Annotated in this window: 12 protein-coding genes; 7 read left to right on the top strand and 5 right to left on the bottom strand. The window is 39.7% G+C overall.

Annotation, left to right across the window (positions count from 1 at the left end; translation table 11 throughout):
- Positions 1-175: 175 nt before the first annotated feature.
- Entirely contained in the window at positions 176-1,333 is a 1,158-nt protein-coding gene (locus RTR43_RS10435) for an ABC transporter permease (RefSeq protein ID WP_312471647.1), read from the bottom strand.
- A complete protein-coding gene (locus RTR43_RS10430) occupies positions 1,323-2,075 on the bottom strand; it encodes an ABC transporter ATP-binding protein (RefSeq protein ID WP_312471644.1) in 753 nt (250 codons plus the stop codon). Before RTR43_RS10430 ends, RTR43_RS10435 begins: the two co-directional genes overlap by 11 nt.
- Positions 2,076-2,268: 193 nt before the next feature.
- On the opposite strand from RTR43_RS10430, the gene RTR43_RS10425 reads away from it, so the two are divergent.
- Positions 2,269-2,970 (top strand): LytR/AlgR family response regulator transcription factor, encoded by a 702-nt coding sequence (locus tag RTR43_RS10425; RefSeq protein WP_312471702.1) that lies wholly within the window; start codon positions 2,269-2,271, stop codon positions 2,968-2,970.
- Between the two features lie 15 nt (positions 2,971-2,985).
- Positions 2,986-4,002 carry a sensor histidine kinase gene (locus tag RTR43_RS10420; RefSeq protein ID WP_312471642.1) on the top strand — a complete coding sequence of 339 codons (1,017 nt, stop codon included), beginning with the start codon at positions 2,986-2,988 and terminating at the stop codon, positions 4,000-4,002.
- 138 nt (positions 4,003-4,140) lie between these two features.
- Here the strand turns inward: RTR43_RS10420 and RTR43_RS10415 are convergent, their stop codons facing one another.
- Positions 4,141-4,470 carry an MFS transporter gene (locus RTR43_RS10415; RefSeq protein WP_312471641.1) on the bottom strand — a complete coding sequence of 110 codons (330 nt, stop codon included), beginning with the start codon at positions 4,468-4,470 and terminating at the stop codon, positions 4,141-4,143.
- Positions 4,471-4,681: 211 nt separating this feature from the next.
- Here RTR43_RS10415 and RTR43_RS10410 point away from each other — a divergent pair, with 211 nt between their 5' ends.
- From RTR43_RS10410 to RTR43_RS10390, 5 genes are all read left to right on the top strand, one after another.
- The gene (locus RTR43_RS10410; protein ID WP_312471639.1) at positions 4,682-5,848 is read left to right on the top strand and encodes an acyl-CoA dehydrogenase family protein; all 1,167 of its coding nucleotides are present in this window, start codon (positions 4,682-4,684) and stop codon (positions 5,846-5,848) included.
- Positions 5,849-6,150: 302 nt separating this feature from the next.
- A complete protein-coding gene (locus RTR43_RS10405) occupies positions 6,151-7,026 on the top strand; it encodes a transporter substrate-binding domain-containing protein (protein ID WP_312471636.1) in 876 nt (291 codons plus the stop codon).
- 124 nt (positions 7,027-7,150) lie between these two features.
- Positions 7,151-7,858, top strand: a complete 708-nt coding sequence (locus tag RTR43_RS10400; protein ID WP_312471635.1) for an amino acid ABC transporter permease — start codon at positions 7,151-7,153, stop codon at positions 7,856-7,858.
- 13 nt (positions 7,859-7,871) lie between these two features.
- A complete protein-coding gene (locus tag RTR43_RS10395; protein WP_312471633.1) occupies positions 7,872-8,585 on the top strand; it encodes an amino acid ABC transporter permease in 714 nt (237 codons plus the stop codon).
- Positions 8,586-8,607: 22 nt separating this feature from the next.
- A complete protein-coding gene (locus RTR43_RS10390; RefSeq protein ID WP_312471632.1) occupies positions 8,608-9,363 on the top strand; it encodes an amino acid ABC transporter ATP-binding protein in 756 nt (251 codons plus the stop codon).
- Positions 9,364-9,419: 56 nt separating this feature from the next.
- Here the strand turns inward: RTR43_RS10390 and RTR43_RS10385 are convergent, their stop codons facing one another.
- On the bottom strand, positions 9,420-10,115 hold the full coding sequence (locus RTR43_RS10385; RefSeq protein ID WP_312471631.1) for a hypothetical protein: 696 nt from the start codon (positions 10,113-10,115) through the stop codon (positions 9,420-9,422).
- A 232-nt stretch (positions 10,116-10,347) separates the two neighbouring features.
- Entirely contained in the window at positions 10,348-12,045 is a 1,698-nt protein-coding gene (locus RTR43_RS10380; protein ID WP_312471630.1) for a metallophosphoesterase family protein, read from the bottom strand.
- Positions 12,046-12,274 lie beyond the last annotated feature (229 nt).

Here is a 12,274-nt window from a genome sequence, read left to right as displayed (position 1 = left end):
GCGAAAAGCAGGACTTAAATCACGCTAGATCATCATTTTTGTAAAATCAATTATTTTCATAATACGGATAACCTAACCACTCCGATCTCGAATAAGAAAAACACTAACATTCGGGTGTCCATACCACGCGGACAAGTGTACATTTATGGTGCCTCATTTATGGTGCCTGACACCGTTAGTTCATCACCCATTTATCCTTTAAGAATAGGATTCTTCCGATGATAAAGAGAAGGATCATGCAGACTAGGTTGCTTGTAAAGGCGACTAGGATGTGTTGGTAGTCAATGATGCCGAAGACTAGTTCTTTCAGCAAGCTGAAAAGGTTCAAGATTGGTATCGCAAAGTGCTGAAAGGACAATTCGTTTGTCCCGATGCTAGATAGGATCATTGCCGGGAACATCGCGAGCATCATCACCGGTGTACTGTAACTTTGTGATTCCTTTACGGTCTTGCCGATGATGCTTGTAAGCATGAGAAGTGAAGCAGTAAACATGGCATAGATGATGGAGACCAACACAGCTAACGCAACAATAACGACTGCATTGTCACCCAAAGAAATGGCTTTTTTTAGATTTTCTGTCAGTAAGTTAATCTCTAAAGCTACTACAATTAACGTGATTATTCCTGTAATCGACCCGACTGAAGCAATCGTCAGCCATTTCGAGAACAACAAGGTCGACCGCTTTACTGGTGTCATTAATAATGCTTCCATCGTCTTCTTCTCTTTTTCGCCGGCAAATAAATCGGAAGCTGCCGGACTAGCACCCACTCCGATGGCTATAGCTAAAATCAACGGTATAAGCATTGCCAGTAAGTTTGCATTTGGATTTTGATCAGAAACTTCTTTTTGTTCAATTGTGAACGGCTCGACTAGATTAGGATCTGTTCCTTTTGCTTGCAGCCGTTCTGAAATAATCGACTTCTCATAAAAGCCCAAAGCATTTTGGACAATGTTCTTCAGATTAGATGACTTTTGGCTGAAGGAATCTCCGATAATCGTTACCGTTGCTTTTTCCCCGGTTTCGATATTGCTACTAAAATTAGGTCCAAGAATAAGAGCTGCCTGTGCTTTCCCATCCTGGAGCGCTTTTTCAGGATTAGAAGATTTGACGAGTTCAATATTCTTAAAGCCAGTAAAAATAGCCGCTGCCTCACGATTAAATGATTCGTTTACGGCAAGCTTATAGCTTTCCTCTTTCCCATCTGAGATCAATTTCTCATAAAAAAAGGTTAATCCTGTCATCATAATAACTGGTAATAGCACGGTTAATAATAATGTCCGGCGGTCGCGGAAGCAGTCTTTTATTTCTTTTAAATAGATTTTAAGAAGCATAGTGTTCGTTCCCCCTTACAAGCTTGCTCATGAAAATATAGTTCAAATCGCGGCTGCCCTCTGACTTGTACAGTGACTCTAAGTTCCCCTGATAGACTAGTTCACCTTTATGCATCATGGCTACGGAATCACACAGTAGAGAAACTTCCTCCATTACATGACTTGAAAAGATTATCGTCTTTCCTTCCCGCTTAAGCTGATGAACAAGCTGCCGGAACACATTGGAGGAGGTGATATCTAATCCAGTTGTCGGTTCATCAAAGAGAATAATCTCGGGATTATGAATGAGTGTTCTTGCAATCGCAACTTTTTGGCGCATTCCTTTTGAGAACCCGCTCACTTTCCGGTTCAAGTAATCGCGCATGCCAAACATCCTTGACAAGTCATCAATGCGCACCTTCGTTTCGTGTTTACTTAATCCGTATAGCGTTGCAAAGTATTCCAGATTTTCTCGGGCGGTCAAGCGGTCATATAACCCCGTTTCGCCGCCAAACAACACGCCGATTCTTTTTTTCACTTCATCCGCATTCTTTATCGTGTCATATCCGGCAACTGTTACCGTGCCCTCTGTCGGCGTCAACAGCGTGGCAACCGTTCTTAGTAACGTCGTTTTACCAGCGCCGTTTTCTCCAAGCAGGCCCACCACCTGCCCAACATTTACGGAAAAGGAGACATGTTTCAGTGCCGTGATGAATTTCTTTTTATCTTGAAATTTTTTCGTTACCTCATGGATTTCAATCATTTATTTCCACCCCATCTGTTTTGTTTCTTGATGTCATCATACAAATAAACCAACGGGAAATCTGCACTTATGTCGCGAATCGTCCATTTCATGTCGCGAAAATGCCAAATTTCACCTTAAAGATGGTAAGATATAAAGAAGATTCTAGCAATAGCGGATTTTAACATTATTGTTGGTTAAAGGTGAGGCGGTCATTATGAAGATTGGTCTAGTCGATGATCGATTCATTGATTTAGATAAATTAAACGGGATCATCGCAGGAATACCAGATTTAGAGATTGTTTTCTCTACTACTTCAGCAGAGGAAGCTTATGAGCAGATTAAAAAAGAAACGATTGATTTATTAATTGCCGATATTGAAATGCCGAGTTTATCTGGTTATGAGCTTGCTGATATTATCCATTCGCACGCTTTAAATATTTCGGTGATTTTTGTAACGGCGAACAGCGGCTATGCCGTTCATGCATTTGAATTGAATGTCCATGATTATATCATGAAGCCTTATCCAAAGGACCGTTTAATTAAATCGATTGAGCGGCTGAAGGAAAAGGCACAGTCAGCTGAGATTGCTGGTCGACTTTATTTAAAACAAAAAAACGATATTCATATTATTCAGAAGAAGGATATTATTTTTATTGAAAGATCCGGGCGCTCTTCTACGATATATACAAAGTCCGAAGCAATAAAAACCTATCAAACTCTTAATGAATTAGAAGGTGAACTAAGGGAACGCGATTTTATCCGCTCTCACCGATCGTTCATTATCAATATCCACTATGTAAAAAACTTTTCCCTGTATGCAAAGAATTCCTATATCGTGACGTTTGAAGGAATTGAGGAACAAGCGATGATTACAAAGGAAAAAGTAGATTTTTTACAAGAAAATTATTTTTAAAGGCAGGAAATGAACTTGAAGTCGATAATTTTATATTGGTTGGCGTTAGCTGTACTGGGCACGGTACATCTTCATATGCTCTGGCTAATGCTGCTATGGAACATTCCTTTTTATTTAACTTGTATATTCGTAACCGTGATTATCTATTATTTTTATAAAAAAAGCATCACTCACATTTCTATTTTAGGGGTAAAATGGAACTCCTTGTTATTTGGCTTGCATCTGCTACTTGTAGTGATTTATACGGACTTGAAGCCATCGTGGATGTATCTTGTGCTGTTAATCCTTTTTATCGGAATTGAATACATTAGGCTTTCCGGTGCACAGAAGTTGGCAGCAATAACCCAAGAGAATCATCTTTTTAAGGAACAAACAGCCCATTTTAATGAAACATTTCGCGTTGTCCGCAGTGAACGGCATGATTTTCTCAAACATGTTTCCGCCATCCACTTTATGCTTGAGACTGAAAAATATGGTGAGGCAAAAGCGTATCTGGATGAATTAGTCGACGGCTATGAAGAAACGAATCTTTCCATTAAAGGAGAACGAGGAATTGTTGCCGGGGTCTTGCATCAAATGTATCGGCGTGCCAAAACAGCAGGAATTGCGGTTGTCTATGACTTCGACCTGCCGCTATCGACATTAACACTCCCTGATACCGTCATGGTGAAACTGCTTGGAAATCTGTTATCGAATAGCATCGATGCTTGTGAAGACTGGCAAAGGGAACATAAGCAACAGTCTGTGATCACACTGCAATTTTATAAACGAAGCGGTTTGTATTTGCTCATTTGTAAAAATAACAGCCTAGCCATCCCCACTGCAATATTAGATGGATTGTTCCAGACTTACGGAAAAACAACTAAGGCGAACGGTCATGAGGGGCTTGGGACGAAGATCATTAAGGATATCGTAAATGACCACCACGGCTTTTTAGACTTTGTCTTTAAAGACCAGGAGTTCACCGTCAAAATAAAATTTCCAGCCATTCAAAAAGAAAAGCAAAAGTGCCTGTATAGCGACGTCTACTAGCTGCTGGGCTCTAGAACTGGACAATTCTAAAAGTCGAAATTTATCCTTTTTAATCTTTGAACAGGAAAAATCCCATCTGCTCGAGTAGATGGGATTTTTCCTTTAGTACGGTCTATTTCTCAATAGCATGTGTACCATTTATTTCGTTTGCAAGGTTTTTACCGGCACTGATGAAAGTTTAATCGATAATGGAAAGGCTAACAGCAGTAAACATATAATAAAGCCAATTACACCACCCCAGCCGAAATTTGACAAAAAAAATTCGCCGGCAGTACCTGCCGTGCTCGATCCAAAATAATAAAAAAATAAATAAAGCGAAGAAGCTTGCGCTTTCGCAGTTTGTGCTTTTCGCCCCACCCAGCTTGAAACAATCGAATGGGAACCAAAAAATCCAAAGGTAAAAATAGCGATACCGATTATCTTTAACACCAAAGGCTCTACAAGTGTCAATGCTGCTCCAGTAACCATAATGACCAGACCAAGCCACAAGACCTTCGATTTTTGTTAGAGCCATTCCCTACTGTCTCTATTATCCTAATAATTAATCAGAATTTTTATAAAAGTTGATAAAATACCTTGACAGTTTGATTATGCTTCGTTATTATTTATTCCTATAAAACATATCGGGATTATCAAATTAGCACCGATGATAAACTAACAGGTTACTAGGAGGGAAATCGTGCTTAACTTATTCGTAAAGACAGAAAAGCAAAAGACCTGGTTACAAAAGTTGCGTGAGAAAGAAGAAAAATTTAAAAATAAGTCGGCTGAAATTGATGAATTGGCCATTTTTCCGGAAGAAAATATTCAGGAGTTAGTGGAGATGGGCTATTCAAGTATTACTCTTCCAGTTGCTTATGGCGGTGAAGGATTAAAAGTCTATGATATGGTGCTCCTTCAAGAAACACTGGCTAGTTTTGATGGAACCACCGCACTTTCGATTGGCTGGAATCTCGGGGTGATCGGCGAGCTCTTTGAAACAAAACTTTGGGATCACGAGAAATTGGATTTCTTTGCGAAAGAAATTCTTAACGGTGCGTTGGTGAACCGGGCCGTAAGTGAAGCACAAACAGGGAGTCCAACCAGAGGCGGGCGGCCCGGAACAACTGCGGTTAAAAAAAATGGTGCTTGGGTGCTGACAGGACGGAAAACATTTACCACCATGTCTCCTGTATTAACTTATTTTCTAACATCTGCCTGGATTGAAGAAAAGAAAAAGGTGGGCTTCTTTCTCCTGCATAAAGATTTAGACGGACTAACGATTGAAGAGACATGGGATGTTATTGCCATGAGAGGCACAGGAAGCCACGATCTCGTTCTCGATAATGTAATCGTCGATGATTCCAATCTTGTTGAGCTCCCGTCCATGCCCAGCGGCAGCAAAATAAACGGCTGGATTCTGCACATTCCTGCCTGTTATCTTGGCATCGCCCAAGCGGCACGCGATTACGCTGTCCATTTTGCCAATCATCATGCTCCCAATAGTTTAAACGGACCAATCAGCCAATTACCTAATGTTCAGCAGCTGTTAGGGGAAATTGATCTAGAATTAATTAGAGCTAGACATCTTACCTATAGTGTTGCAGCGGCATATGATGACGTATCGCTTAGAGAAAACCTCGAAAATGAACTTGGAGTTGTCAAGCATACGGTTACGAATTCGGCGATTACCATTGTTGATAAAGCCATGAGGATCGTCGGGGCCAAAAGTCTTGGGCGCAGTAATCCCCTGCAACGCTACTACCGCGATGTAAGAGCAGGTTTGCACAATCCTCCAATGGATGATATGACGATAAAAAAATTAGCACTTTCAGCCATTGAACAGGAGAAAATAAGCAAAGCGTAATCTTCCTTCGCGCGGCGTTTGGACTTGAGAGAATCGATCTTGACTTATCGTAGGGAGAAGAGCGAAGTCGTCTCGCCGCTGGGTGCTCCTCGAAAAAGCTACGCTTTTCCTTCAGGCAAGGTATCGCTTCCGAAGCTTATTTTTATGGAGCTTGACAATTCTCAAAGTCAAAATTCTCTTGTTTAGAGTAGGAATTTCACCCATTCCTACTTCTTAAAGCGTTGAAGGTTTTTTTGGATTTAAATCCAACTATTTTGATACGAAAACTTAAAATAAAAATAATTATTAAAAAGGAGATTGGTATGATGAGAAATAAAAAGTTTTTAAAGGTAATCGTAACAGCTTTATCGTTGTTCATTCTGTTAGCAGGATGCGGCATCAGTTCCACCTCTGGTGAATCATCTGATGCAAAAAATAATACTTCAAAGGTAAGAAAGGTAAAGATCGCCTATGACCAAGCTTCAAAACCCATCTCCTATATCGATGATAAAGGAAATCCAACTGGATATGATGTAGAAATGATGAAATTGGTCGATAAATTACTTCCCGAATACGAATTTGAATTCGTGGGAACATCAAGTGATGACTTATTACTAGGAGTTGAACAAGGGAAGTATCAGGCAGGCGTGAAAAATGCCTTCTGGACACAGGAAAGGACAGAGAAATTTATCTTTCCAAAAGAATTCCTTGGACTGAGCAGCGCAGGTCTTGTCTTAAAGAAGAAAAATGAAAACATTAAATCACTGGCAGATTTCGCTTCCGCTGGCTTAACCTTAGCGCCAATAGCTGCTAACAACGCACAATATACCATTATTGATGAATATAACAAGGCCAATCCAGATAATAAAGTCAAATTGAAAGCTGGAGATTCCTTTACAGTTGACGTTGTTCAATGGGTAAACGAAGGACGGGTTGACGGTGGTGTCATGATTGAAGGTCCATTTCAAAAACAGGTCATTGCTGATGACGGTCCTTATCATAATCTAAAAAACGAGGTTGTTTACAATGAATTCGCCGTCATCAAAACTTGGCCATTATTTAACAAAAAAGAACAGGAATTTGCCGATGCTTTTGATAAAGCCATCAAAAAGCTGAAAGAAGAAAAGAAACCGAACGAATTAAGCAAAAAGTTCTATGGCAGAGATTTGTTCGAGGTATTGGATACTGTCAAAAGATAAATACTATTTTCATAGTGAAAAAACGTCTTCAATCATTGAGGTTACATCCTTATGAAAGGTTGTAACCTTTATTTCCTATAGATAGACAATCTATCTATGAAAATGCTGCTGCTGGAGGTGAATTATGGAGAAATACTTTGATGCCAAATATATCTGGGAGTCATTCCCGCTGTTAATCCCTTATATAAAAGTGACATTTCTAGTTGCCGGTCTATCCGTCCTGTTTGGAACACTCTTAGGTTTCATTTTAGCTGCAATGAAGTTAGGAAACAGTAAGATTGCTCAGAAAATCGCCAATGGGTATACAACAGCATTAAGATGTACACCCTCGATTGTCCTGCTCTTCCTTGTTTACTATGGGATTCCGAAAATCGCTGAAAATTTTGGCCTAAACTTTAGCGACGTTGATAAAATCGTCTTTATTGTCATTACCTTTTCCCTGCAATTTGCCGCTGCCATGTCTGAAGTGATCCGCTCAGCTTATCAATCGATTGATCGAGGACAATTTGAGGCTGCCGTTAGTGTAGGGTTAAGTAACACACAAGCATACAGGAGAATTATCTTTCCACAGGCGTTTGTCGTTGCCTTACCAAACTTCGGCAACAGTTTACTTGAGTTGATAAAAGAGGGTTCTTTAGCGTATACAATCGGATTAATCGATGTAATGGGGAAAGCAAGCCTGATTATCGATGGTCGTTTTAATGCTCATGCCTTTGAATCGTATCTGGCATTATCGATTATCTATTGGGTGATTTCCATAGCGATTGAGCAGTTTTTCCTAAAGCTAGAAAAAGGCTTTAGTAAAGGAAAACAAGTCATAAAACCAACATAGAGGGGGTGACAGAGTGTCCGATAATATAAATTATCAGTTTTTAGTAAAGACATTTTTTACCGCTTTATCAGGAGTACCCACCGCACTCATTATAACAATTGTTGCCTTACTAATTGCCCTTCCGCTAGGGTTCCTACTTGCCTTAACAAGAATCAACCGAATTCCCTTGCTCCATCGTTTTACACAGGTTTATGTATCTTTTGTAAGAGGAACACCTGTCATAGTACAAATTTTTATTATCTATAGCAGTGTCCCCCTGGTACTAACTTCGATCTTTAAAAAGTTTCAGATTGAAACGAATGTTTATGATATCGATCCGATTTGGTACGCCTTCATTGTTTTCTCATTGAATACGACTGCTATCTTAATTGAGGTGTTTCGTTCAGCGATTAGCACGGTTAGCAAGGGTCAGCTGGAAGCCGCTTATTCAGTCGGACTAACCAATGTGCAGGCATTTAGGAGAATTATTATCCCTCAGACATTGGTTGTCGCCTTACCAAATATATGTACAGCAACTGTCAATCTGATTAAAGCTACCTCCTTGGGATATGCGATGTCCTTGCAGGAAATTACACTACGAGCAAAAGTAGCAGCTAATGTCGGCTACAATTATGTTGAAGCGTACATCGATATCTTTCTGGTCTATTTGATTTTATGTAGTTTAGTAGAATATTTATTTAAATTATATGAAAAACGGTTACGGAAATATAAAGCAGCAAATGCCTAAGATTGAAACTGGAGGCAGAACGATGTTAGAAATTAAAAATATTCATAAATCATTTGGTAAAAATGAGATTTTAAAAGGCGTGGATTTACGCATTGACAAGGGTGATGTGGTTGTCATCCTTGGACCAAGCGGTTCCGGTAAAACCACTTTACTCAGGTGTATTAACTTTCTGGAAAAAGCAGATCAAGGGCAGGCCATTTTTGGAACTGCGGATGTGAATCTGAAATCAGCCTCTAAGAAACAAATCCATGACATCAGACAAAAGGTGGCTTTTGTCTTTCAAAATTATAATCTGTTCAATAATAAAACAGCACTAGAAAATGTAACAGAAGGACTGATCATCGGCAGAAAGGTTCCGAAACATGAAGCAATCGAAATAGGAAAAGGGGCTTTGGATAAAGTCGGTCTGTCAGAAAAATATCATGCCTATCCAGTTGAATTATCTGGTGGACAGCAGCAAAGGGTCGGGATTGCCAGAGCTGTTGCTTTAAATCCGGATATCATTTTGTTTGATGAACCAACCTCTGCCCTCGATCCGGAATTAGTAGGGGAAGTATTAACGGTGATGAAAAATATCGCCAAAGAAGGAACCACCATGTTAGTCGTAACCCACGAAATGTCGTTTGCGAAGGATGTAGCCAACCGTGTGGTCTTTATGGATGGCGGTGTCATTGTTGAAGAAGGATCCCCTAAGGAGATTTTCACCAATCCAAAGGAAGAAAGAACTCAGCAATTCCTAAGGAGAGTTTTACCAGAGGATTATATCTTTTTCATTTAGACGAAAGGGTCAGTCCCCCGCCGCATTAGTGAAATGGGAACTGACCCTTAGTTGTTTTATTTTTGATACTTAGATAACTTAGATGAAATGCTTCCTGTCTTTCTCTCTTGTGGTCTAGCTTTTAGATTGGAAGCCCGTGATATTCGAGACTCATACCTCTGGGAATATTCCTTAATGACTAAGTTCTGTAACCGATCCTTGTTTTTCTCAAGCGATTCCTCTAGAGCGAGCATGCGCCGTGCAGGAAATGGCAGCCCAGCTAGAATAGTCATTACAGTGGGGTCAGATTCGGAAATATAGGTTCCTTCAAACAATTCCAGCGGTTCTCCCACCCTTTCATAAACTGCTGGGACATTAATTAGTTTAGCCATTTTCTCTGGTCCTTCATAGATCAAACCTGCACGAATGACTCCTGCTGCTTCAACAGGACAAAATATCGAGTTTGCCCAGGATTGCTGTATTTTACTTGCTACGTCTGATGTTGTCTTAGCGTCCGTTATCGCAGCTGAAGATATAATCGTTACCCCTCTTGTTCCCAGTATATTCATCAGATCGGTTTCATCAAAGTTTCCGTAAAAAGAACTCTTTTTCGTAACTTGTAGCAGATGTTTAATTGCTTCCATGACCTGATGATTAGAAGAAAGATAGATTTGATGTTTACTGGATTGAGGGTTTAATTTCCGCATTTGATCATTGTCAACAAGGAACACGGTTGATAGCGATGGACCGATCTTGCCCGGCACCATTATCACGCTAGATCATCATTTTTGTAAAATCAATTATTTTCATAATACGGATAACCTAACCACTCCGATCTCGAATAAGAAAAACACTAACATTCGAGTGTCCACACCACGCGGACAAGTGTACATTTATGGTGCCTGACACCCTAGCTGTTCACTGTCAAAATTAAATTCCCAGCGATTCAATGAACATGATAAAAGCCCATCCCTCAGGATGGACTTGATCATGTTTATTTTGATTCTATTTGCTCCCAACTGTAAAGGTCGTTTCAGCCACAGCATCATACCCGCTGCCATAGAAATAAACGAATTTATACGCTCCGCCTTCTTTATATCTTGTTGGATATAGAATATTTTTTGGATCAAAGGTAAATTTACATGATCCATCCGTCACTTTCGTATACGTCCACCAGATGGAAGCTGCTTTCCCAGGATTTTCACTAGCTTCATAGAGTCCAATCCAATCACCATTAGGAACTCTAACATTTTCTACGGTAACGTCTACTTTGTCTTCTAGTCCATTTAAGATATCTTTGGAGAGAGAAATAACTGGCCCTTGTGCTGTTTTCCCCAAAACCTTCAAAGAGTTTTGACTTTCATTACCAAATGCATCAACAGCATGTACCTTAATCTCATAAAGAGTATTTGATTTCAATCCATTGATTGGTAAAGTAATCGGATTAGGGATTGGATCCTTATAAAACTCGGAAAATGCGAGAATTTCTTTCTCTATTTTCCCTGTTTCAACATTGATCGCCTTCATTTTATAATCATGGACAAGCAGATCATCTTTCGCTTGAGTGAACATGACAGTTAGGCCGGCAGCTGCCGATTTGTCATGGACAATGGAAATCATCGCTTCTTTCGTAAAGAAAGGTGCCTTTTTGTCTCGATCCTCTGTATATGTAAATTTATTCGTCTTTGCAGGATAGCTGATTTCAAATGGCTCGCCTGTCCAGTCATTGTTATGAATATCGCGGCGTTTAATCAATACTTTATTATTGTGGACCTCAACAATTAAAGCTTGGTTAAGAATATCCGCTCCTTCCGGTACTTCTCCTTGAATCCTTCCACTTTCAAGCCACACATAGGCAGCCGTTGAAGTTCCAATCGAGGTAAAATCCTTTTGATGGATGATTCTCGGATCATCTAACGGATAATGGGTATGACCAGAAAAAGAGATAACCTGCGGATAAGCTTTTAACGTATCGTAAAAGAGGTCTCTATTTTTCGAAAAGCCCCATTCACTTCCATAGATGGTCCCTTTAATGGGCTGATGATGGAAAACAAATATAGGTTTATGTGGGTCATCAGCATTTGCTTGCATAAGCTGCTCAGCCAACCAGCCAATTTGATTTGCAGAAAAAGTGCCTTCCGTTACTCCATCTTCCGTACCAAGGACAATAAAATGGTACCCTTTAATTACTTTGTGATAGTAAATAGATTCCATTCCTGCTTTCTCGAGGAAGAGCTTTTGGGCATTTGCAACAGATAATCCATTCCAGTAATCATGATTTCCAATGGCGAACATCGAAACGGCTTGTGTTTGTTTTTTCGCATGATAAGCGGTGAAAAACTTATTATATTCTAACGTATAACCATTATCAGTAAGATCTCCAACAACAACAAAGGCATCTTGCTTGGGAGCTGCATGATTCAATTGTTCCAGTGTAGTGACAAGCTTATCCAAGTTTAGATTATTGCTAGATTGAATATGTACATCACTAATAACGGGAAAAACTAAATCGGGTTTGTTTCCATTAGAATTCATAATCGATGAACTGGATACGGCACTGACAGGCAAACCCGTTAGTGAGTTTACTAGTGTTGCCCCCACTGCAGCTCCGACAACCATCGTTGTCTTCTGTAAAAAGGTTCGGCGGTTCATTTCCTTCTGATGATACGGTTTTACTTCTTCGTCTACGTTTTTTTCTTTCAATATTCCTACTCCTTTCTATTAAAAGCTGAAAGAATTCAGGTCCATAAAACTCTTCTACCCCTTCAGCAAGTTTAGCCAATGGAGTCATTCATTTCGCCCACGGACAATAATTTCATGTTTTGAACATTTTTATTATAAAACAGTTCATATTTTGAATCTATTAATTTTATTTCTCTTTATTAAAACAATACATAATATTCATTAAAGCAATGTTAAGTTGGGGTAGTAA

The organism is Neobacillus sp. (assembly GCF_031988165.1).
Lineage (GTDB): Bacteria > Bacillota > Bacilli > Bacillales > Cytobacillaceae > Neobacillus > Neobacillus rhizosphaerae.
Note: the sequence above shows the minus strand (reverse complement) of the source record. Positions and strands in the feature narration are given on the sequence as shown.

Excerpts from the sequence above, each read along its gene's own strand:
- RTR43_RS10435 (WP_312471647.1), bottom strand. The coding sequence starts at position 1,333 with ATGCTTCTTAAAATCTATTTAAAAGAAATAAAAGACTGCTTCCGCGAC.
- RTR43_RS10430 (WP_312471644.1), bottom strand. The coding sequence starts at position 2,075 with ATGATTGAAATCCATGAGGTAACGAAAAAATTTCAAGATAAAAAGAAA.
- RTR43_RS10415 (WP_312471641.1), bottom strand. The coding sequence starts at position 4,470 with ATGGTTACTGGAGCAGCATTGACACTTGTAGAGCCTTTGGTGTTAAAG.
- RTR43_RS10405 (WP_312471636.1), top strand. The coding sequence starts at position 6,151 with ATGATGAGAAATAAAAAGTTTTTAAAGGTAATCGTAACAGCTTTATCG.
- RTR43_RS10400 (WP_312471635.1), top strand. The coding sequence starts at position 7,151 with ATGGAGAAATACTTTGATGCCAAATATATCTGGGAGTCATTCCCGCTG.
- RTR43_RS10390 (WP_312471632.1), top strand. The coding sequence starts at position 8,608 with ATGTTAGAAATTAAAAATATTCATAAATCATTTGGTAAAAATGAGATT.